This is a genomic window from Pseudorhodoplanes sp. (assembly GCF_050250235.1).
Lineage (GTDB): Bacteria > Pseudomonadota > Alphaproteobacteria > Rhizobiales > Xanthobacteraceae > Pseudorhodoplanes.
Genome location: NZ_JBFWPA010000016.1, coordinates 1 through 22,668 on the forward strand (window position 1 = coordinate 1; position 22,668 = coordinate 22,668).

19 protein-coding genes are annotated in these 22,668 nt (G+C 65.0%); 10 read left to right on the forward strand and 9 right to left on the reverse strand.

Annotated features, from left to right (window positions below; translation table 11 throughout):
* The coding region (locus AB7F49_RS09780) for a tetratricopeptide repeat protein (RefSeq protein ID WP_428521742.1) at nt 1-542 on the forward strand (542 nt) is incomplete at its 5' end.
* Nucleotides 543-777: 235 nt separating this feature from the next.
* On the forward strand, nt 778-1,818 hold the full coding sequence (locus AB7F49_RS09785; RefSeq protein WP_428521744.1) for an NAD(P)H-binding protein: 1,041 nt from the start codon (nt 778-780) through the stop codon (nt 1,816-1,818).
* 27 nt (nt 1,819-1,845) lie between these two features.
* Here AB7F49_RS09785 and AB7F49_RS09790 read toward each other — a convergent pair whose 3' ends face one another.
* Nucleotides 1,846-3,024 (reverse strand): alpha/beta hydrolase, encoded by a 1,179-nt coding sequence (locus AB7F49_RS09790; protein ID WP_428521746.1) that lies wholly within the window; start codon nt 3,022-3,024, stop codon nt 1,846-1,848.
* A 73-nt stretch (nt 3,025-3,097) separates the two neighbouring features.
* Nucleotides 3,098-4,039: a hypothetical protein gene (locus AB7F49_RS09795; protein ID WP_428521748.1), complete on the reverse strand. Its 942-nt coding sequence runs from the start codon at nt 4,037-4,039 to the stop codon at nt 3,098-3,100.
* A 273-nt stretch (nt 4,040-4,312) separates the two neighbouring features.
* Between AB7F49_RS09795 and AB7F49_RS09800 the strand changes: the two genes are divergently transcribed.
* The 4 genes from AB7F49_RS09800 (at nt 4,313) to araD (ending at nt 10,839) form a co-directional block, all read left to right on the forward strand.
* The gene (locus tag AB7F49_RS09800; protein ID WP_428521750.1) at nt 4,313-5,974 is read left to right on the forward strand and encodes a sensor histidine kinase; all 1,662 of its coding nucleotides are present in this window, start codon (nt 4,313-4,315) and stop codon (nt 5,972-5,974) included.
* A 184-nt stretch (nt 5,975-6,158) separates the two neighbouring features.
* A complete protein-coding gene (locus AB7F49_RS09805) occupies nt 6,159-7,106 on the forward strand; it encodes a TAXI family TRAP transporter solute-binding subunit (protein ID WP_428521752.1) in 948 nt (315 codons plus the stop codon).
* Nucleotides 7,107-7,194: 88 nt separating this feature from the next.
* Entirely contained in the window at nt 7,195-9,081 is a 1,887-nt protein-coding gene (locus tag AB7F49_RS09810; RefSeq protein ID WP_428521754.1) for a TRAP transporter permease, read from the forward strand.
* Nucleotides 9,082-9,114: 33 nt separating this feature from the next.
* Nucleotides 9,115-10,839, forward strand: coding sequence for an L-arabinonate dehydratase (gene araD, locus AB7F49_RS09815; RefSeq protein WP_428521756.1), 1,725 nt, complete (start codon nt 9,115-9,117; stop codon nt 10,837-10,839).
* 37 nt (nt 10,840-10,876) lie between these two features.
* Here the strand turns inward: araD and AB7F49_RS09820 are convergent, their stop codons facing one another.
* A complete protein-coding gene (locus AB7F49_RS09820; RefSeq protein WP_428521758.1) occupies nt 10,877-12,049 on the reverse strand; it encodes a DUF2336 domain-containing protein in 1,173 nt (390 codons plus the stop codon).
* Between the two features lie 152 nt (nt 12,050-12,201).
* On the opposite strand from AB7F49_RS09820, the gene AB7F49_RS09825 reads away from it, so the two are divergent.
* The gene (locus tag AB7F49_RS09825) at nt 12,202-13,113 is read left to right on the forward strand and encodes an MBL fold metallo-hydrolase (RefSeq protein ID WP_428521760.1); all 912 of its coding nucleotides are present in this window, start codon (nt 12,202-12,204) and stop codon (nt 13,111-13,113) included.
* On the opposite strand, the gene AB7F49_RS09830 is transcribed toward AB7F49_RS09825, so the two are convergent.
* The 5 genes from AB7F49_RS09830 to solA form a co-directional block, all read right to left on the reverse strand.
* A complete protein-coding gene (locus AB7F49_RS09830) occupies nt 13,098-13,964 on the reverse strand; it encodes a DUF1499 domain-containing protein (RefSeq protein ID WP_428521762.1) in 867 nt (288 codons plus the stop codon). The two genes, AB7F49_RS09825 and AB7F49_RS09830, sit on opposite strands and share 16 nt — an antisense overlap.
* A 34-nt stretch (nt 13,965-13,998) precedes the next feature.
* Nucleotides 13,999-15,117: a M48 family metallopeptidase gene (locus AB7F49_RS09835; protein WP_428521764.1), complete on the reverse strand. Its 1,119-nt coding sequence runs from the start codon at nt 15,115-15,117 to the stop codon at nt 13,999-14,001.
* Entirely contained in the window at nt 15,114-16,379 is a 1,266-nt protein-coding gene (locus AB7F49_RS09840) for a DUF898 family protein (protein WP_428521766.1), read from the reverse strand. Before AB7F49_RS09840 ends, AB7F49_RS09835 begins: the two co-directional genes overlap by 4 nt.
* Nucleotides 16,380-16,382: 3 nt before the next feature.
* A complete protein-coding gene (locus AB7F49_RS09845; RefSeq protein ID WP_428521768.1) occupies nt 16,383-18,020 on the reverse strand; it encodes a long-chain-fatty-acid--CoA ligase in 1,638 nt (545 codons plus the stop codon).
* Nucleotides 18,021-18,107: 87 nt separating this feature from the next.
* Nucleotides 18,108-19,232, reverse strand: coding sequence for an N-methyl-L-tryptophan oxidase (gene solA / locus AB7F49_RS09850; protein ID WP_428521770.1), 1,125 nt, complete (start codon nt 19,230-19,232; stop codon nt 18,108-18,110).
* A 115-nt stretch (nt 19,233-19,347) separates the two neighbouring features.
* Between solA and AB7F49_RS09855 the strand changes: the two genes are divergently transcribed.
* Nucleotides 19,348-20,247: an extensin family protein gene (locus AB7F49_RS09855; protein ID WP_428521772.1), complete on the forward strand. Its 900-nt coding sequence runs from the start codon at nt 19,348-19,350 to the stop codon at nt 20,245-20,247.
* 80 nt (nt 20,248-20,327) lie between these two features.
* A complete protein-coding gene (locus tag AB7F49_RS09860; protein WP_428521774.1) occupies nt 20,328-21,254 on the forward strand; it encodes a metallophosphoesterase in 927 nt (308 codons plus the stop codon).
* A gap of 56 nt (nt 21,255-21,310) precedes the next feature.
* Here the strand turns inward: AB7F49_RS09860 and AB7F49_RS09865 are convergent, their stop codons facing one another.
* Nucleotides 21,311-21,988, reverse strand: coding sequence for a L,D-transpeptidase (locus tag AB7F49_RS09865; protein WP_428521776.1), 678 nt, complete (start codon nt 21,986-21,988; stop codon nt 21,311-21,313).
* Nucleotides 21,989-22,381: 393 nt separating this feature from the next.
* Here AB7F49_RS09865 and AB7F49_RS09870 point away from each other — a divergent pair, with 393 nt between their 5' ends.
* On the forward strand, nt 22,382-22,573 hold the full coding sequence (locus tag AB7F49_RS09870; protein WP_428521778.1) for a hypothetical protein: 192 nt from the start codon (nt 22,382-22,384) through the stop codon (nt 22,571-22,573).
* Nucleotides 22,574-22,668 lie beyond the last annotated feature (95 nt).

Sequence of the window (22,668 nt, forward strand, 5' to 3'; positions counted from 1 at the left end):
GCTGGGCACGCCGCGCGCTCGAACTTGATCCGCAGGAACCGGTCAGTCACATGGCGCTCGGCAATGTGCTGCTCTGGCGCCGCCAGCATGACGCCGCACTCGCGGAATTCCGCCAGATGACCGCGATCGATCCGAATTTCGCGCAGGGATACATGGCGACCGGGCTCGGGCTGACCTATTCAGGGCAGCCTGCGGAGGCGCTGGAAGCCTTCGCCTACGCCATGCGGCTCGATCCGCATTATCCCGCCATCGTTCTCCACTTCGTCGCGCAGGCGCATTTCGCGCTCGGCGACTACGAGTCCGCGATCAGGCTGCTGCGCGATCGGATTGTCCGCAATCCGGCAACCGATTCCAGCCGCATGCTGCTTGCGTCCTGCTACGGCCATCTCGGACGGATCGATGAAGCGCGTGCCGCATGGGCCGAGATGCTCGCGATCAATCCGGAGTTTTCGCTGGCGCAGCGCGAGCGCGTGCTGCCCTACAAGGATGTGCGCGATTTCCAGCGCATCGTCGACGGGCTCGCAAAAGCACGATTGCCATAGCGATTGCGATAGCGTGTCGCCTCAAGGGTCGCTTCCGGCAAACGTTCCCGGACTGGTGCGCGGCGAATGGAACGACGCCGACGGCGGGCAGTGGTTTGTCGTCGCTCATGTGAGGCAGCCCTGATGGTGTGCGGGTCGTAGCACGAGATCGCCAGTCAACGCATCGGCGGATGCATTGTGGCCGCGGCCGGTTGGCCCGGCTATTGTTGCGATGCTCTCACCGGTGTCGTCCAGAATGTCGAATCCGGCAACCACGCCTGACCGCGAGCAGGCTTCGCGCCCGTCCGCAGCGGACCGCTCGCCGTGCCCGCGGCGCGTGCTGCTTCTGGGCGCCACCGGCACCATCGGCCGTGCCACCCTGCGCGCGCTGCTGCAGCGCGGTCACGCGGTGGTCTGTCTGGCGCGGCCGCGCGCCGGTGACGATGCGGGTGTCGATCGGCCCGTGGGAGCCACATGGCGCTTCGCCAATGTCACGGATCCGCAATCGGTGGCGCGTGACGGCTTTTGCGGCGAGCGCTTCGATGCGGTTTTGTCCTGCATGGCGTCCCGGACCGGTGCGCCGGAAGATGCCTGGGCGATCGACGATCGGGCGCACCGGCATGTGCTGGCGGCCGCGCGGGACGCGGGCGTGTCGCACTTCATGCTGCTGTCGGCGGTCTGCGTGCAGAAGCCCGTGCTCGCCTTTCAGCATGCCAAGCTCGCCTTCGAGACCGCGCTGATTGCATCCGGCCTGACCTATTCCATCGTCAGACCCACGGCATATTTCAAGTCGCTGTCGGGTCAGGTCGCGCGCCTGCGCGAGGGCAAGCCGTTTCTGGTGTTCGGCGATGGCACGCTGACCGCATGCAAGCCGGTCGGCGATGACGATCTCGGGCACTACCTTGCCGATTGCCTGGACAATACCAGCCGCCACAACCGCGTGCTGCCGATCGGCGGACCCGGTCCCGCCATCACGCCGCGGCAGCAGGGCGAGCACCTGTTTGCGCTGCTGGGACGCACGCCAAAGTTCAGGCGCGTGCCGGTGGCGCTGCTGGATGCGATCGTGCTTGTGCTTGGTGCGCTTGGGCGGGTCAGCCCCGCGCTTGCCGCCAAGGCCGAACTGGCGCGCATCGGCCGCTATTATGCGACCGAATCGATGCTGGTGCTCGATCCCGCGACCGGACGTTATGACGAGGCCGCGACGCCCTCGACCGGAACCGAGACGCTGTTCGACTATTACGCCCGGCTGATCAAGGGCGAGGCCAGGGCCGAGCGCGGCGACCACGCGGTATTCTGAACAAAGCTTCCGATTGGCCGCCGCGGGTCATGCCAGATCGCGTTCCGTCAGCCATTGCCGCGTGATCGAAAGCGCCTGAGCGAGCTTCTCCGGCTGGCCCGCATAGTAATGGGTGGCGCCCTCGATCACATGCATGGTCTTGTCGGCACTGCCCGCCGCCTCGAAGATCGCACGGGTGTGCGGCTGCGGCACCGCATCGTCTGCCGAATTCTCGATCGCCAGAAGCGGCACCGAAATCAGCGCCGCGCACCGCAAGCCATCGGCGTTGCTGTCGTCGATCGACCATTGCGACAGCCAGGACCGCAGCGTGGAAAATCGCGCCAGCCCGACCGGCCCGGTATTGGCGGTCTCCGGATTGCCGAGATAGCACCAGTTCGGCTTGCGATCATTCGGATCGAGAGCCGGATCGAGAAAGCGTGGCTCGGCGAGCGTGCGATGGGTGACGAAGCCGCGCTCCAGTTCGGCGGTGTTGCGCGTCTTCAGCATCGCCAATGTCTCCTTCACCCACGCCGTGATCTTTCGCATCCGCGCAAGCTGCGCCGCGCGATAGGCGGCGATGAAGTCCGCCGGGTATGGCGGCCGGTTGGGATTGGCCTTGTCGTAGATGTCGAGCGTGCGATCGCGCCGGTCCGGATCGCGTTCGTCCGTCACCGAGGGATCGATCATGTCGCGCAGCATGGTCGCGCGGGAAATGTGCGCCGCCTGGATCACCAGGGCGTCCGCCGGAATCAGTCCGGCGCCAGCGATCCCGGCCGGATCACCGGCCGGCGTCCGGGCGATGGTCGGACGTTCAGCCTGCGACTGATAGAACAGCGCGAGCGACCCGCCACCACTCCAGCCGACGATCACGATCTTCTTGTATCCCCATTGCTCCTTCGCGTGACGAATATACGCGCCGAGATCGAGCAGCACCTTTTCCAGGATCAGCGCGGTATCGTTCCTGGCATAGCGGCTGGCCGCGCACAGCACATGCCATCCGGCCCTTACAGTGGCCTGCGGCACGGGCAGAAGCTGCAGCGTCGAGGCCGGATGCATGAAGATCAGCAGGGTGGAGGAGGGCACGCCTTTGGGCGTCATCAGCAGGCCTTCGAGATTGACCGCGCCCTGATTGCCGGAAAATCCGTAGGTCTCGACGAAGCCGGTGTCTTCCTTGTACTGGATATGGATCCAGCGATGCTCGATGTCGTGCTGTCTCTCGTCGGCCATCGTCTTTCTCACCTGAAGCCATGCGGGCGGGATGCCGGAGAACTCTGGCTGCACCCGTGCGATGCGGGCTGTCCTAATTCGGTTTGGGAAAGGGATCGGCGCCAGCCGGTTTCGGAAATGGATCGGGCTCTGCGGGCTTCGCCTTCGGTTTCGCTTTCTGCTTCGGCGGCGTCGGCGGTGCCGCTGGTGTTGGAGGCGCCGCCGGCGGCCAGGCATTGTTGTCCGCAGCCGCCGGTGGCGGCGCTGCTGCGGGTTTTTGTTTCGGCGCAGGCGAGGCCGCGGGCTTGGTTTCGGAGACCGGCGGGGCCGTCGGCTTGGCGGCCGGCAACGGGGCAGGGCTGCTGACAGGTTCAGGCGGCGGCGCCGCCCGCGGCCCCTTTGCGGCCGCCGAGTCGGGATCGTCGAGGATCGCCTTCGCGTCCGAGATGAGCTGCCGCAGGCGACCGAGTTCCGCGATCAGGAAATCCGCGCGCATGCCTGTCCAGCGGCCAAGCTCGATGCTCACCAGATTTCTTGCGGCGGCGCCGTCGGTATTGAAGACCACGATCCTGACGTCGCCGCGGGTCTGATAGGAGGCCTCGAAATTTGCAAGCTTGGTGGCGGCAAGGTCGATCTTCGAGATTGAATCGATACCCTTGAGAAGAGCCTCGATCTCGTCATGGTCGACATAGCCGGTCCCCGACCGCGACAGACCCGCGGCCTTGATGGTCAGGACCAGTCCCTTTGCCTGCGATCCGGTGGTGGCATTGCGCAGGATGGTCGCCGAAACCGTCACGGTGCCACGGGCTTCGATCGCGCCGGTGTCGGTATATTCCCGGATCAGCACCTCGCCGCTGGATATCGTGAAGGCCTCGAGCTTGGTCTTCGGCGCGGCCAACGTGCTCGGCTCATCGAGCCGCAGCCGTTCCTGGAACGTCGCCTGAGCCAGAGCGGCTTCGACCGAGAACACGAGAGCGATGGCTGCGCATGACGTCGCAGCGGATGCGAAACAGGACGGTCGGCGGTCTCGACTCATCGCGCTGATCACTCAGCTCCAGGGCGGCGGCGCAACCGGGAAGCGGCTGGACCGGCACCGACATCGCGGACTTGACTCGAATTGAACCGGTCTGTTGCGCCTCAGCCGGCGGCGCGAGCAGCAGAACAGCAGACTTCGGATTCGGGACACTAGGACGCAGGTCGCATCGTCGCAACCCGTCGTCTCTTCGCGCACGATAACGGGGAGAGCTTTCCGGCATCTTCTGATAGATTCTCATGCGACACGGTCGGCTCCGGAACCGGCGGGACATCCATGAGTCTGCGCTACAGGCTTGCAATCCTGATGATGGTTGCGCTTTTGCCGCCGCTCGCGATCACGGCCTACAACACGCTGCGCTGGCAATATTTCCTGGAGCGGGATTCGCGCGAGGAGGCGCTTGCGGCGGCCCGCCTCGTGGCGGCGGAGCTTGCGCAGATCGTCGAAGGCAGCCGCCAGCTCATGATCGCCATGGGCCGGCACCCCGCCGTCCCCGACAACGAGGGGGAATGCGCGTCCTATCTCAAATCGGTGATTACCGGGCTGCCGACCTACCGCGAAGCCGCCGTGATCAATCCCGACGGAAAGTTCATCTGCTCGACCATCGCGATCCCCCCGACGCTCGATGTCAGCGACCGGCTGTATTTCTATGGTCCGCTCAAGAGCGGTGAGCTCACGGTCGGAACCCTGGTGCAGGGCCGGGTGACACGCTCGAACTCGATCCACATCTCGATGCCGTTCACAAAGGGCGACGGCGTCAAGCGCGGAGTCATCGTCGTCATTCTCAATCCGGAGCGCGTTGCGCAGGACCTGTCGGCGCGGCCCTGGCGCACCAATCACCGCGTGGTCGTGATGGACCGCGAAGGCAGCCTGGTATTCACGATCCCGCAACAGGGCGAACAGGATGCGCGCGCAATCGCGAAGGCGGTGTTTCCGACCGCGCGAATTTCCAACGGGGGCGTGACGCAGGCTTCCGATGCGCGTGGCCGACCACAGATCGTCGGCTTCGCTCCGCTGGAGGAAGCTCCGAGCGGGCTGCTCACGGCGGTCAGCATCGATCGCGACCTCGCGCTGGCGGAAGTTCGCGAGACCGCCTGGCGCAGCATCTGGTTCGCGCTCGCGGCGGTGATCCTCGCGGTCACCGGCATGTTGTGGGCCGCCAATGCGCTGATCCGGCGTCCTCTCAAGGCGATCGTCGCCGTGGTCAACCGCCGGGAGCGGGGCGAAACCGACGTCAGGTTCCCGATGCTGGATCCGCGCACCGATCTCGGGCAATTGAGCGCCGCCCTTGCCCGCATGTCGGACTCGATCGATACGCTGCTCGAGCAGAAGACCTTCCTGCTGCGCGAATTGCAGCACCGCGTCATGAACAGTCTCAATCTGCTGTCCAGCGTACTCGACCTCCAGCGCCGTCACACGGTCGATCCCGATGCGCGCGACCAGCTCGCCCGCGCGCGCGACCGCGTCATTTCGATCGGCAGCGTGTACCGGCAATTGTATCAGGCCGACCATGCCGGACGGGTCGAATTCGCCGATTTTCTGAACAAGCTGTGCGAGGACAGCCAGAACGCCTATGGCGGCCATCGTCACCGGATCGAGGTGAGCGCGGAGCCGATGCAGCTTTCCGGCAGCAAGGCGGTCGCGCTCGCCGTGCTGACCCATGAGCTGATTACCAATGTTCTGAAGCACGCCTATGCCGCCGACGAGACCGGACCGATATTCGTCAGTCTGAAGAAGGCCGCCAATGGCTCCTACGAGTTGCGGTTTTCGGATCGCGGCAAGGGCCTGCCGTCGGATTTCGACCCTTCGAAATCGAGTTCGCTGGGCTTCAAGGTTATCCTCGGAACCGCCCGCCAGCTCGGCGGATCGGTCGAGATCGTGCGGCTGGAGCAGGGGACCGAGTTCCTGATCCGCTTGCCGCCGAATATCGGGGATTAGGCTGCGTATTCCCTTCGACCCGGGCTTGCCGCAGCCCACCCGCGCGCAGATTCCTGCAGGGAGAGTCAAGGCCGTGCTGCTGCGCAAACCCGCTTGTGTCCGGCCCATCCGTCCGCGTAACGTCTCCGCCAAGGAAACAACAACGATCCGCCGTGCCGGCGGAATATCCCAGGGAGAACGTCCGATGAAAGTGCGATTGCTCGCATCCGTGTTCGCTGCCGGTCTGGTGGCCGGTTCTGCCGCCGTGTCGGGTGCGCAGGCTGCGGAACTCAAAATGATGACCGGTCCGCAGGGTGGCGTCTGGATTCCGCTCGGCGGCCAGCTCAAGGACATGTGGGAAAAGGCCGTCGGCGGATTGTCGGTGCAGGCGCTGCCCGGCGCCGGCATTGCCAATGTGCGCGGCGTGCAGGAAGGCAAGGCCGATGTCGGATTCGGCAACTCGATCTCGACGGTCGATGCGATCAAGGGCAACGCCCCGTTCAACAAGCCACACGACAATGTGTGCAATGTCGCGACCCTCTACCCGCAATATTTCCAGGCCGTGGTGCTCGCGGATGCCGGGATCAATTCGCCGAAGGACCTGAAGGGCAAGGGCGTCACCACACAGCAGCGCGGCAATACCGGCGAGGCGATCACCGGACACATGCTGAAGGTCGCGGGGCTCGGCTACAACGACGTGAAGATGAGCTTCGTCTCCTACACGGATTCGGTGACGCAGATGAAGGATGGCAATGCGGTGGCGTTCACGCTCGGCACCACCATCCCGTCCGGCGCCGTCATGGACCTCGCCGCCGCGCGCGACATCAAGCTGCTCGACATGAGCGCCCTGTACGACGACATGCGCAAGATCAATCCAGGCTACACGCTGGTTACCGTCCCCAAGGGCACCTATCCCAAGCAGGACAAGGACGTGAAGGTGATCGGATATGCGACGCATATCGTTGCGTCATGCAAGCTGCCCGAGGACATGGTCTACAACATGACCAAGGCAATGGCCGCGAATGTCGCCGGCATGGCCGCGGTCAACAAGGCGATGGCCGGACTGACACCCGCGGCCATGGCCGAGAATATCGGTGTGCCGTTCCATCCCGGTGCTGCGAAGTTCTACAAGGAAGCCGGCGTCAAGATGTAGCGCTGCGCCGGCCGGCGGCAACGTCGGCCGGCTGCTTTTCTGCTGATCGACACGTCGCTGCGAGCGGGTCCAGGTGGGGGCGCGTATCATGAAGCTCGAATGGAGCCGCGCCGGCATCATGCGTGCGGTGACGACCATCGTCGCCGTGGCGATGGCGCTCTACCACGTCAACGCGATCATTTATGGAACGCCGGAAGCCATCCTGTTCCGCGGCACCCATCTGCTGTTCGCGCTTGCGCTGACCTTTCTGATCTTCCGCGTCAACGGGACCCAGAATTTTTCTCCGTCGCTGTTCGACTTCGTCCTGCTGGCGCTCGGCGCGGCGCCGATCCTCTATCTGTTCCTCAATTACGAGTATGTCGTCACCCGTATCTTCTATATCGACGACCTGTTCCCGCTCGACATCATCTTCGGCGTGATCCTCACCGCCGTGGTGCTGGAGGCGACACGGCGGGTGATCGGCTGGGCATTGCCGATCACGGCGCTGGTCTTTCTGTTCTACGGCCTGTTCATCGCCAAGCTCGAATGGATGCGGCTGCTCGATCAGCTGTTCATGACCACGGAGGGCATTTTCGGCATTCCGCTCTCGGTGTCCGCGTCCTACGTTCTGATCTTCGTGATGTTCGGCGCCTTCATGGAGCGCACCGGTACCGGACAGCTGTTCATGGATTTCGCGATGGCGCTGACCGGCCACACCGCCGGCGGTCCGGGCAAAGTGTCGGTGATGTCGTCCAGCCTGTTCGGCACGATCTCCGGGAGCGCGGTCGCCAACGTCATGGTGGACGGCCCGATCGCGATTCCGCTGATGAAGCGTTCCGGCTTTCCTCCACATTTCGCCGCTGGCGTTGAGGCCACCGCATCGACCGGCGGACAGATCATGCCACCGATCATGGGGGCGGCCGCCTTCGTCATGGCGGAGTTTCTGGCGGTCGGCTACGGACAGGTCATCATCTGGGCGCTGCTGCCCGCCGTCCTATACTATATCGCTTGCTTCGCCGCGGTGCATTTCGAGGCCAAGCGGCGCGGGCTGGTCGGACTGCCGCGCTCCGAACTGCCGCGTCTCGGTGAGGTCATGCGCGATCGCGGGCATCTGTTCCTGCCGGTCGCCGTCATTCTGTTCGTGATGTATTCGGGCTACAGCGCGCCGCTCGCGGCGCTGTGCGGGACCGCAGCCTGTTTCCCGGTAGCGGCGCTGCGCAAGACCACGCGCGATGCCGTCACCCTGCGCAACCTTCTCGATGCCACGGTCGAGGGAGCGCGCAACGCGGTTCCGGTCGCGCTCGCCTGCGCCTGCGCCGGCATCGTGATCGGCGTCGTGACGCTGTCCGGACTCGGCATCGTGTTCACGCAGTTCGTCGCGCGGCTGGCCGCCGACATGCTGGTCATCGCGCTGATCCTGACCATGCTCGCAGGCATCGTGCTCGGCATGGGAATGCCGACGACGCCGGCCTATATCATCATGACCGCGCTGCTGGTCCCGGCCATCATCAAGCTCGGCGTGATCCCCCCGGCGGCGCACCTGTTCGCATTGTATTTCGCGGTGCTGTCGGCAATCACCCCGCCGGTCGCATTGGCGGTCTTTGCCGCGGCCGGAATCGCGAAGGCGGATCTGTGGGCCAGCGGCTGGGCGGCCGTGAAGATCGGTGCCGCGGGCTTCATCGTGCCGTTCATGTTCGTGTTTCAGCCCGCATTGCTGATGATCGGCTCATGGCCCGATATCATCGTCGCCTTTGGTACCGCATCATGCGGAATTCTGCTCTTTGCCGGCGGTCTGCATGGCTATTTCATCACCGCCGCCAACCACTGGCAGCGCGTCCTGCTTTGCGTCGGCGGGCTGCTGCTGATCGACCCCGGACTGGTGACGGACAGTGTCGGCGCAGTGCTTGCAGCGATCGTCATTCTGTCGCAATGGTACGCGCGCCGGCAGGCGCCCGGCAAAGCCGCAGACCCGGCACCCGCCAAGCAATCTCCCTGACGGCAAGCTCCCTGACACCAAGCCCTTGATGCAATGAAACACAAACGGCCCGAAGACCTCCGCAGCCATCGCTGGCTCGGAGTGAGCGATCTGCGTTCGTTCGGACACCGATCGCGGCTGCGCCAGTTCGGCCACGACAAGGCCGACTGGGAAGGCAAGCCGGTGATCGGCATCATCAATACCTGGAGCGATCTCAATGCCTGCCACGCGCATCTGCGCGCGCGCGCCGAGAACGTGAAGCGCGGCGTATGGCAGGCCGGGGGATTTCCGGTCGAACTGCCGGCGATGTCGCTGTCGGAGCCCTTCATCAAGCCGACCACCATGCTCTATCGCAATTTCCTGGCGATGGAGACCGAGGAGCTTCTGCGCTCGCATCCGATCGACGGCGCGGTTCTGATGGGCGGCTGCGACAAGACCACGCCGGCGCTGATCATGGGCGCGATCTCCATGGGCATCCCGTCGATCTACGTTCCCGCCGGTCCGATGCTGCGCGGCAACTGGCGCGGCCAGAAGCTCGGCTCCGGGTCCGACGTGTGGAAATACTGGGACGAGAAGCGTGCCGGCAACATCACCGACGATGACTGGAACGAGATCGAAGGCGGTATCGCGCGTTCGTTCGGCACCTGCATGGTGATGGGAACGGCGGCCACGATGATGTCGATCGCCGAAGCGATGGGCCTGTCGTTGCCGGGTGCGTCGTCGATACCGGCTGCGGATTCCAGTCATCCGCGCATGTGTTCGTCGGTGGGGCGCCGCATCGTGGACATGGTGTGGGAAGACCTGACGCCGGCGAAGATCCTTTCGCTTCCAGCCTTCGACAACGCCATCAAGGTGCATATGGCGCTGGGCGGCTCGACCAATGCCATCGTACATGTGGTGGCGATGGCGCGGCGGGCCGGCATCCCGCTCGGCATGGACCGGTTCGACCGGATCTCGCGGGACGTGCCGGTGATCGCCAACATCACACCGTCCGGAAAATTCCTGATGGAGGATTTCTACTATGCCGGCGGCATCCGCGCGCTGATGGCGGAACTGCACGACCTGCTCGACCTGTCCTGCATGACGGTGACCGGCAAGACGCTCGGCGAGAATATCGCCGGCGCAAAAGTGCATCTGCCGGAAGTGATCCATCCGCTGTCCGATCCGATCTACGAAGGCGGCGCCACCGCGGTGCTGACCGGCAATCTGGCGCCAAATGGCTGCGTCATGAAGCCGTCGGCGGCGGACCAGCGTCTCACCCAGCATCGCGGCAAGGTGATCGCGTTCGAGGACTACAACCACATGATGCGCGAAGTGGAGCGCGACGATCTCGACGTGACGCCCGACCATATTCTCGTCCTGAAGAATGCCGGACCGAAGGGTGGCCCGGGCATGCCGGAATGGGGCATGCTGCCGATCCCCAAGAAGCTGGTGAAGCAGGGCGTGCGCGACATGCTGCGCATTTCGGATGCGCGCATGAGCGGCACGAGCTACGGCGCCTGCATCCTGCATGTGGCGCCGGAGAGCTTCGTCGGTGGCCCGCTCGCCTTCGTGCAGACCGGTGACGAGATCGAGGTGGATGTGAAGAACCGCCGCATCCATCTGCATGTCAGCGATGAGGAGCTTGCGCGCCGGAAAGCGAAATGGGCCCCGCCGAAGCCGCATTACACGCGCGGCTATGGGGCGATGTTCGCGGAGCATATCGGGCAGGCCGACGAGGGCTGCGATTTCGATTTCCTGCTGGCGGGCGAGAAGACGCCCGAGCCGGAGATTCATTAAGCGCACGTATTCGTCGCGCCCGCGAGATGCGATGCGGTCAGCCTCCCGCCTGTCCCGGCCTCGCCGGTATCGAATCGGCGTACCATTCGAGCGTCAGATTGGTCGGAACATTCGGCTTGTCGTCGGCCTGACGGCGGAGACGATAGAATTCGAGTGCGCTGCGCGCTGTGGAAAGCTGCAGACGATCGAACTGCGCTAGCGCCGCGGCAAGGTCCATCGGCGAAAGCCCGCGATCGGCGGTTCGCATCGTCAGGACTGCGCGCACGGTGACGCGGGAGCATTGCGCCGCGCGCGCGAGAATCAGGATCAGGTCGGTCGAACGGTCGATCAGCGCGCGCTCGACCAGGTCGATCGGAAATTCGCCGAGTGCTGCGAGCGCGACCGAGGCGCGCTCGAAGTCGTGGGCGCTCGCATAGGCGTGCAGGTCGGCCTCGCTGAATTGCCCGGTGCGGTGCAGACGCTTCACCCGCGCCACCGCGCGCGCATGATCGCGCGAGCTGTTGCGCACGTCGTCGCTGATGCAGGCCGCGATGTCGGCAACGGTGGCGTCGACCACATCCATCAGTCTCGGATTGGAAGCGATCAGTCGCGCGCGCACCTCCGCGGAGGCGTTCTCCAGCAGCTTCAGAAAATGGTGCCGCGGAATGTCGCGCCGGGCACCGACATTGCGGGCGAGGCCGTCGTCGCCGACAGCCCGGCTGACCAGCTTGCCGAAGCCTGCCTCCGAAAAGCGGGCGCCTGCGTTCTTCACCACGAGGTGGATGATGCGGGCATTGCCCCGCTCGATCAGGGCATCGGTGACCGGCTCGCTCAGGGTTCGCCGCTGGGTGATCGCCTGCAGATGGTCCTGGCTCTTGCAGCCGGCGTTGCGCACCAGATCGTTGTCCGTCAGTCGCTCCGAGCGGATCAGAACCGGGGCGGCGACCGCGATCGAGTCGTCGAAGGCAAGCATGCGCACGACCTTTTCCGGCGCGTCGGGCCGCGGGGCGAGCCGGCGGGACAATTGCACACGGGCATTCACCTCGATGGTGTCGATCAGCACCATGAGAATGTCGTCGAACAGCGCGATCTGCTCCTGCGAATGCCGGCCGGACCCCGCCAGGAACAGATCGGTGATGCGGGTAAGCGCATCGAGGCGCCTCGCGGACGATCCCGCGGCGATCGCCTGTTCAAGCTCCTGGATCAGGGACGAGGTATCAGACATGGTCATCCGTTCGCCAATGCGGGCCCGCGGGTCACTCACCCTGGAGCATAGCGACAATGCTTGAATGGTTTTTGCCTTGATTGCGTTGTGTGTGATTAAAATCTGAAGCAACTTCCGTTCCTCGGCCCGCCAAGGCCCCGCAAAGCAAAAACATTCACATGTCCGACGACATTGCCTTCGACAAGAGCTTCGATCTCCAAACCGGCATTGCCGCGGAGGTCGCACCCATGGTGCGCGCCGTCTGCGCCGGCAATGCAGGGCCGTTCACCTTCAAGGGTACGGTCAGCTACATCGTCGGGCGCGGGAAAGTGGCCGTGATCGATCCCGGACCGGACGATGCTCGCCACGTCAAGGCGTTGCTCGAGGCGACACGGGGGGAAACCGTCACGCACATCCTGCTGACCCATACCCATCGCGATCATTCGCCCGCGGCGGCGGCGCTGAAGGCTGCGACCGGCGCCGCTACTTTCGGAGAGGGGCCGCACCGTGCATCGCGTCCGCTGCATATCGGGGAGATCAATCCGCTCGACGCGGCCGGCGACATGGATTTTCGCCCGGATCGCGCGCTTGGGGATGGCGAGGTCGTCGCTGGCGCCGGCTGGACGCTGGAAGCAATCGCCACACCCGGACATTGCGCCAATCACATGGCCTATGCCCTGAAGGGGACCAGCACGCTGTTCTCAGGCGACCATGTGATGGGCTGGTCGACCTCGATCGTCGCCCCGCCGGACGGCGCCATGAGCGATTACATGGCTTCACTGCACAAGATCGCGGAGCGGCCGGAGACGGTGTATTTTCCCGGTCATGGCAATGTCATCCGCGACGCGCCGCGTTTCGTGCAAAGCTATATCCGCCATCGACTCGGTCGCGAGCAATCGATCCTGCACCGGCTCGGCAAGGGCGCGACCGATATTCCGACGCTGGTGCGCGCGATCTATATCGGGATTGATCCGCGGCTGATCGGGGCCGCCGGACTGTCGGTGCTGGCCCATCTCGAAGACCTGGTTGCGCGTGGAATGGTCGCGACCGAGGGCGTGCCCTCGATAGCGGGGCATTACCGCTTGGCCTGAGGCGTGCCCTTCTTGGCGGGCGGCGCCTGTGGAGGAGCCTTCTTGGGTGCCGGACGGCGGCGTTCCTCGCGCTCGAGCGTGGCGTCGATATTTTCCTCGAGGGTCTCGAAAAAGCCGCGGATGCGCGCCGCATTGCCGCCGAGATCGTGAAATCCGTAGCGCGACGACGAGCGCATGTCGACGCGCGCTTCCTCGTCGCCGCCGCGGATGCGGATGACCACATCCTCGCGAAATCCCATGACCGGGGTGCGCGCGACCGCCTCGATCCGCCCGTCGCGGCGCTTGGGCTGTGGCTCGCGGGCGTCGAGCACGAGCCAGCGCCGCTTGTTCACCAGCGCCAGTGCGTGGTCGTAGGCGGCTTTCGGCGAAACCGACAGTTCGAGCGGCGTCACTTCGGGATAGGATTCGCGCTGCTGTTCGGCGGCGTAGAGACCGGCATATTGCACGGGGTTGGTGTTTCGCGAGCGCAGCCGGCGCACGGCGTCGAAGGCCGGCGGGTCGAGCACGTCGGTGGTGATGTCGTAGATCGGCGGCAGCTTGTAGGCCTGATAGCCGAGATAGGCAGGATAGGCGAGGAGCAGCCCGCCGACGGCAATCGCGGTGACCGCATAGCCCAGGCCGCCGAGGCCCTGGCGCCAGATCGTGACGAAGGAGGCTAGCGCCAGGAGAATACCGAGGCCGGCAAAAGCCAGCGCCCCGCCGAAGGTTGCCATGCCCGGAAGCGCCTCGATCAGGCCGGCGCGGACGACAATGACGGCAATCAATGCAGCCACGACCGAAAACAGCGCAAGGCGCCGCGACCAGATCGCGAGCTTCGAATTCGGTTCGTCGGGAAGGCGGCGGCGTGCCATTTTCGTTCATGCCTTGAGCGCAGGGGGCCTTAGTCTAGCGGTAGCCCGCGCAGATCCGTTTCAAGGCTCTCCACTCGGCCGCGTCAAGCAGAGTTGCGCCACCACTTTGCGGCGGCGCGATGGCATTGATGCGGGTCACCCGATCCGGCGTTGCCGGATGGTCGAGAAAAATCGATCCGGTTCGCGTCTTGCCCGCGATACGGGCCAGGAACCGGCCGAGCGCGCGCGGGTTTCCGCCCGCAGCCTGAATGGTGGCGACCGCGAAATCGTCCGCCCGGGTTTCGGCACCGCGCGAATAGGAGGACTTCAGCAGCGATTTGCCGGCCAGCACCACAGCGCCGCCGCCGACGAAATCGCCCAGCAGGATGCCGAACATCACCGACAGGCCGGTCGCCTGCAGGATCGCCCGCGTGCCGTCGCGGCTGGCGACATGGCCGAGTTCATGGGCGATGACGCCGGCGACTTCGTCCACCTCTTCGGCCTGATCGATCAGCCCCTTGAAAACATAGATATGGCCGCCGGGAAGCGCGATGGCATTGGCCTCGTCGCGGCGGATGACGGCAGCGTGCAACGGGACGCGAAGGCCGGCCGCCGTCCGCAGCCGTCCCATCAGCTTTTCGAAGGCGGCGCGCCCCGCCTGTTCCGACTGCGCCGAACCGCATTCGAACGGGCGTTCGGGGGGGCCCTTGTCGAGCATCGCGCGCACCTGCGTATCGGCGGCGGCGCCGAGCCGCCGTTCGATCCCCTGCGGCACCAGCGGTGCAAGCCGGTCGGCGATCGCCGGTACCCCATAGACCGCAACCGCCAGCAGCGACACCGCCGCCAGAAAGCTCAGCGCAATGGCGCGGCGCTGCGCCTTGCGCGCGCTCGCCCCGGTCCGGTCGATATCGGGGCAGGCGAGGTCGATCGCATGCGCCATCTCCCGGTCGGCGATTTCAAGCCGGGCGAGGTTGGAGGTCTTGCGCAGCCCGACACGGAAGACATGCGCCGGCGCGGAGAGATGCTTCAGCCGCGGATAGGGCCATTGATCGATGAGCTCGCCGGCCCGGTCCAGGATCAGGACGGCATGGTCGGTCAGTTCGACCCTGACCTCGTGTCGTGTGGCGGTAACCCCGTCAAAATACACCGCCGCGCTGACAAGGCCGGTGGTCATATGCCACCCAGATTGAGCACGTCCGCGATGCCTTCACCGAGCGGCGAACTCGCTTCGCCGGCGGCCTTCACGCGTGTTATCGCGTCCATGTGCGACAGCTCGATCGAGTCGGCGGCAAGCCGCCAGACCGATAGCGTGACGATCGCATTGTACAGCGTCATGAGCCCGAGCATGAACACGACGTAGGTGCCGACCATCATCGCGACCGTGAGAAACTCCGAAAGAATCGAGCCGTCCTGCGCGAAGGCTCCGAGAAAGATCAGGCCGAAAAACACGCCGACCATCAGCACCACGACGAAGGCAATCAGGTAGCCGATGAAGCGCAGATAGGCGAAATACACGTCGCGGGTGCGCAGGCGGGAAACCGCGACGATTTCGCCGAAACGGATGCCGCCGATCCACCAGCGCATGACCATGGCGTGAAAGCCGGGCAGCAGAATTGCGACCAGCAGAAGCGTGACGGCAAATGCCACGATCGCGAATCCGAACTGGCCGAGGGAGCCCGGACTTGCCTTTTCGACACGTCCGATGACGTCGCCGCCGCCGCGCAGGGCCGTCATGACCGCGGGCCAGTTGATCGAGAGCAGCGCCGTGAGCGTCGCCAGCAGCGGAATGAGGACGGCAAGCCACATCAGAAAGCCGCGGATGAACAGATGCCATCCGGACCCTTCAAAGCGGCCCGGAAGGTCGCCGTAAAGCGTGTTGCGCATCTTGAAGCGCTCAAGCGCGGCGCGTGTGAACGGGTAGGCGAAGCCGAGCGTGAGCAGTGTCCAGCCCCACCACCAGACCGCGCAGATGGAATAGCGAATCGCGCTGCCGGTCTGATGGAAACGCAGGCCGCGAAAGACCGTTCGCGTCAGGCGGTAACGGCGCGCGAGATAGATTCCGTACTGGCTCAGAAAGGCGAGCAGCAACACGGCGGACGTCGAGAGAACATGCCCGAAGGCGCCGAGGTCGAGCACCGTGATGGTGAAAATGGTATAGATCGGCAGGACGAGTGCGATTGCGAACAGGAAGCCCTGCAGCAGCTCGAGTGCAGTGCCGGAATATTCGAGCGATTCGCCGCCGATCTCGGTATTGGCCCAAAGGAAGCGACGGATGTCGGTCGCAAGCCAGAACCGGTACAGCCCGAGCGTGACCATGAGCAGCACGCCGCCGCGTACCACGATCCGCCAATAGTCCTTCTCCGGTCCGATGAAGCGTACCGGGCGCGGCGCGCCGCTTGCCGCCCCGGCAACCGTGCCCGCCTCCGCCAACGCCATCTTTCACTCCGCCGCCACCGACCCCGGCAGGATGTAGTCCCGAAAGCGTTCGCGCAATGCCGTTTTTTGGATCTTGCCGGTGGCGGTATGCGGAATCTCGTCGACAAAGACCACGTCATCGGGGAGCCACCAATCGGCGACCTTGCCGCGCATGAAGGCAAGCAATTCGGCCTTTTCGGCGTGCGAATCCTTGCCGAGAACGACGACCAGAAGCGGGCGCTCTCCCCATTTCGGATGTTTCACGCCGATCACCGCGGCCTCCGCGACCTTGGGATGTCCGACCGCCAGATTCTCCAGGTCGATGGAGGATATCCACTCGCCGCCGGACTTGATCACGTCCTTGGAACGGTCGGTGATCTGCATGTAGCCGAAACGGTCGATGGTCGCGACGTCCCCGGTGTCGAAAAAACCGTCTTCGTCGAGAATGTCCGCATCGTCCTTGAAATAGGCCCGCGCCACCGCGGGTCCCCGCACCTTGAGCCGTCCGAAAGTCCTGCCGTCCCAGGGCTGGTCACGGCCGCTGTCGTCGGTGATGCGCATTTCGACGCCGAATGGCGGGTGGCCCTGCTTGACTTTCAGCTCCAGCAGCGCCTCTCCGGCAAGGTCCTGATATTCCGGCTTGATCGTGCAGAGCGAACCGAGCGGAGACATCTCGGTCATGCCCCAGGCATGGATGACTTCCACGCCATACTCCCTCTCGAATGTCTCGGTCATCGCGCGCGGACAGGCCGAGCCGCCGATCACCACGCGATTGAGGTGCGGCAGCTTCATGCCGGTCGCTTCCAGGTGCTGCAGCAGCATCAGCCAGATCGTGGGTACGGCGGCGGTACAGGTGACCCGGTACGCGTCGAGCAGCTGATAGATCGAGGCGCCGTCCATCTTCATGCCCGGCATCACCAGCGCGGCGCCGTTCATCGGCGCGGTGAGCGCAAGCCCCCAGCAATTGGCGTGGAACATTGGCACGACCGGCATGATGACGTCGCGCGAGGAGACGCCCATGGCGTCGCCCATGCTCGCCATCATCGAGTGCAGTACGTTCGAGCGATGCGAATAGAGCACGCCCTTGGGATGGCCGGTGGTGCCGGACGTGTAGCACATGCCGGCTGCGCTGTTCTCGTCGAAGCTCTTCCAGGCGAAGTCGCCGTCGGCTTCGCCGATCCATTCCTCATACGGCACCGCATTCTTCAGATGGGTCTGCGGCATGTGCGCTTCATCGGTGAGCACGATAGTGCGTTCGATCCCGGGCAACCTGTCCGCAAGCTTTTCCAGCAGCGGCACGAACGTCAGATCGGTCATGATCACGCGGTCTTCGGCGTGATTGACGATCCACGCGATCTGGTCGGCAAACAGACGCGGGTTGACGGTGTGGTAGACCGCACCGATTCCCATGATGCCGTACCACGCCTCGACATGGCGGAAGCCATTCCAGGCCAGTGTTGCGACCCGGTCGCCGAAGCGGATGCCGTCGCGCTCCAGCCGCTGCGCCACCCGGAGCGCCCGCCCGCGCAATTGGCCGTAGGTGGTGTGGTGAAGCGGACCCTCAACCATGCGCGACACGATCGGCCGATCGGCATGGTAGGTCGCCGCATGATCGAGAATGCGATGGCACAACAGCGGCCAGTCCTGCATCAAGCCCTGCATCGCATGTCCTCCGGGAGCGTTCTTGTTGTTGTTGCCGTTGCGGCGATGGCAAGATTACTGGCCCGCCGGCATGACGGGAAGTGGGGTTCAGGAGAACCGCGCCAGCCGGAACCTGCGAATATCCACTGTCGTTCGGCCGTTCAGCGCCAGGTCGGCAAGCGCCAGGCCGATGACGGGCGCAAACTTGAAGCCGTGGCCGGAGCAGGGTGAGGCGAGCACAATGCGCTCGCGGCCGGGCAGGCGGTCGATCACGAAATCGCCGTCGGGCGTCATGGTGTAGAGGCAGGTCTTGGCCGAGATCACCGGCCCCGCGGCGGCCGGCAGCATCCGGAACAGCGGACCGGTGATCAGCGTCTCGTCGTCGGCACCGACAAGCCGCTGGTGGTGCTCCGGATCGATCACTTCGGCTGCGTGATGGTGCTTTGCGACTTTCAGCAAGCCGTCATCCTGCAGCGGAAAGCCGTAATGGATGCCGTGATCGCTTTCGATCATGAAGACCGGGAACCAGCCCGGCCGGAACAGTTCCGGCTGTCCGGGACGAACCCACAGCAGCACCTGCCGGGTCACCTGGATTGGCAGCGCCAAATCGGGAAAAAGCGATGCCGTCCATGGCCCGGCCGCAACGATCACGCTGCCGGCATCATAGCTTGCCCGCTCGGTGCGTACCGTGACCTGCTCGCCATGCTGCTCGATCGAAACCACGCGCTCGCCGGTTCGGATGTCCGCGCCGGCGGCGACGGCGAGGCGCAGATGCGCGCGAATGCCGGCTTCCGCCTCCACGAAGCCGCCATCCGGCTGGATGACGGCGACATTATCCTGTGGCAGCCGGAACGCCGGGTAGCGCCGCATCAGTTCATGCGCGGTAACGACCTGATGCAGCAGGTGATGCTCGCGCGCGGCAGCCAGCGTGCCCGTCACCAGTATCGAATCCGGCCGCCCGATCTCGACGATGCCGGTGACCGTCATCAGCGGACGGCCGGATGCGGTTTCAAGCTCGCGCCACATCGCCGCGGCACGGCGCACCAGCGGCACATAGGACGGATGCTCGAAATAGCCGTGCCGGATGATGCGCGTGCGGCCATGCGAGGAACCGCGCTCGTGCCCTGGTTCGAAGCGTTCGAGGCCGACCGCGCGGACATTGCGTCGCGCCAGGTGGTAGAGCGCCGCGCTTCCCATCGCGCCGAGCCCGACCACGATCACGTCATAAGTCACATGCCCATTCCGGAACCTGCGTTGTGCCGACGCTATCACAGTCGCGCGCGAGGAACGTTGCCTTCGCGACACCGGTCCCGCACAAATGCCGCAATCGGCCCGGACATCCGCAGTCGTGAACCGTTTTCATCCGATTCTCGCCATGACGTTGCTGGTGTCGCTTGCGCATGAGGCGCAGGCGCAACTGTCGTCTGCGGCCGGCGATGCGCGCACGAAACCGAATCATTTCAGCCGCGAGCCGGCACGACCGCCGACCGATCGTCCGGGCAAGCCGAAGCCCGAAATCGTGCCTTCAGCGATGACGCAACCGGACACCCTGCGCCGCCGCGCCGCGCCGGTACGCGCGGAGGTGTTTGCGGCGGCGCCCGACGCAAAGCCTGCGGCTCCTTCCGCGAGCGGTGAGGCCGCTGAGCCGTCGGCCTGTCAGCTTCGGGTTGCGGACAGGATCGCCGTCCTTGAGCCGCTTCCACCGATCGGCGGTCCCGGCGATTGCGGAGCGAGCGATGTGGTGCGGCTCGGAGCGATCATCCAGGCCGACGGGTCGAAGGTTGCGGTCGCGCCGCCGGCAACGGTGCGATGCGCGATGGCGGAAGCGCTGGCGAACTGGGTTCGCGAAGACCTGACCGCAGCCGTCGCGCAGCTTGGTTCGGCCCCGCGCTCGCTGGACAATTATGCATCCTATGATTGCCGCGGGCGCAACCGGGTTGCGGGTGCGAAGATCAGCGAGCACGGGTTCGCCAACGCCATCGACATGCGCGGTGTGCGTCTGGCCAATGGCCGCTTTGCCGAGTTCACCAGCCGCACGCTGGACCGCGGGTTCCGAGAGTCGCTCCGCAGGACCGTATGCGCGCGATTTACCACAGTTCTGGGTCCGGGTTCCGACGGCTATCACGAGACCCATATTCATGTGGACCTTGCCGAACGAAGGGGTGGTTACCGGCTTTGCCAGTGGAATGTTCTGGACAGCGCCGCCGAAGTTCCGTTGCCGCGGCCAAGGCCGGTCGAGGCCCCTTAGGGTGCTTCCCGCGGCCTGGATCGGCTTTTTCTGTGGTCGCGTGAACGGTCCCTTCACCGCCAGTCCGTAGATGCGTTGCCATGAAACCTGTCCGCCCCGCCGATCTGATTGCCGTCCAACCGCCGCGTCGGACGGTGGCCTTCAGCCGCCGCTCGCTGCTGCTCGGCGGATTGGGGCTTGCCGCGCTGTCGGGGCCGGCATTTGCCGGCTATGCCGGCGTCGAGGCGGCCTCGATGCTGGACGTGACGCGCTACAAGCTTCGCCCGCGCGGCTGGCCGGCGGGGCAGCGCCTCACCATCACCGTGATTGCGGATCTGCATGCCGGCGGCCCGAATATGGGGCTCGCCCGCATTCGCGACATCGTCGATGCCTCGAACGCGCTGCAATCGGACATCGTGCTGCTGCTTGGGGATTTCGTCGCGACCCATCGATTCGTGACTGAGCCGGTCGCCGCCCCGGTCTGGGCCGCCGAACTGATGCGTCTGAAGGCACCGCTCGGCGTGCATGCGATTCTGGGCAACCACGACTGGTGGTTCCATCAGGCCGATATCCGCGCTGCACTTGCCGGGGCGCGCATCCCGCTGATGGAGAACGATGCCGTTCTGCTCGGTGAGGCCGGAGCGCGGTTCTGGCTTGCCGGGCTAGGCGACCAGCTTGCCGTCCCGCTCGGACACGGCCGGTTTCGCGGCGCCGACGATCTGGCCGGGACGATGGCGCGCATCACGACCGACGACCCGGTCATCCTGATGGCGCATGAGCCCGACATCTTCACGTCGGTGCCCGAGCGCGTCTCGCTGACACTGGCGGGCCATACCCATGGCGGGCAGGTCCGGCTGCCGCTGGTTTGGCCGGCCTTCGTGCCCTCACAATACGGAGCGCGCTTTGCGTATGGGCATATTGTGGAAGGCGGGCGCGACCTGATCGTGTCCGGTGGTCTGGGGACCAGCGTCGTGCCGTTGCGCGTCGGGGTTCCGCCCGAAATCGTCCATGTCGAGCTTGCCGCGTAGCCGACAGACGACAACGGCGCCGCCCGCTTTTCAAATCCGTTTTTGAAATCCGCCGATCAGAACGGCAGGAGGCGATCGGGCATCCGGGCGGCGACTTGCGGGTTGGTCGGCGAATCGCCCTGCTTGGGCGCAAGCACGACGACAACCGTGCCTTCCTTGGTCTTGTTGTACAGATCGATCACGTCCTCGTTGGTCATGCGGATGCAGCCCGAGGATACGGCCGAGCCGATATATTCCGGCTGGTTGGTTCCGTGAATGCGATACAGCGTGTCCTTGCCGCCGGCATACAGATAAAGCGCGCGGGCGCCGAGCGGGTTGTGAGGCCCGGGCGTCACCTGATTCGGAATGCTGGGCCCAAGCCGTTCCTTGATCGCCTGCGTTGGCGTCCAGGTCGGCCATTCCGCCTTGCGCTGCACCTTGGCGATGCCGGAGAAGGCCAATGCGTCTTCGCCGACGGTAATGCCGTAACGGATCGCCTTTCCTTCCGGCAGCACGTAGTAGAGAAAGCGCGAATCGGCATCGACCACGATTGAACCCGGCGCTTCCTTGCGGTGATACTGCACGATGTGTCGGCGGTACGGTTCCGGGATGGTTGCCTTCGCATAGGGAACCTTGGACAGCAATTCGCGGTCCCGCGGTTTCAGGTTGGCTTCGGACGCGGGTTCGTAGGTCGCGGTGGAGGTGACGCAACCCGACAAACCGATTCCGATCAGCAGAAGCGCGATCAGGCGCATCAACCACATTCCCCATTATTGCGCCGCACCCGGCGAAAATTCCAGCCGACCATAGCCGAAAAACGCCCGCCTTCCAGCGCAACGACCCGAACCTCCGGCCAGTCCTGTGAACGTGTTGCCGGAAAGCCGCAAGCTACGCAAGCGGCGGGCGAGTGTCAGACATCACCCGCCGAAACGCGATCAAAGCATCGCACCAAGCCGTTAAGCGAGCGTTTACCGTGCGGACCGCACAAGCGCTGCCCGCCGAGATGCGACACCGCCGCGCATGGCGACACGGCTTTGTGACGGACATGCCTTCAAGTCTTACCATTCCCCGCCCAATTCCGCCCCACTGGGTCCGCATCGTCCAGGCAAGGTCCGATCGGGACGAAAAATGACCGGCAGGAGGAAACCATGACCACCACCACGACATCCGGCGACAGCATCGAAAGCCGGAGGTCTGAACAGGATCTCGGCCGCCGCTACGGCAGGATCGCCATCTCTGCGCTTGTCGCAGCCTTGCCCTATGGTGGCGAGACCAGGACGGCAGCATCGGAAACTGCAGATTCCGACGCGGCGGAAAGGCGCAAGGGACGCGCCGCCTGACACGGACCTGGCGCACCCACGGACTTGGCGCATCGCGCGGGACGCCAACTTATCTCTTGCAAGAACCGACGGGCCAAGGTCATGACTGCGCGGCT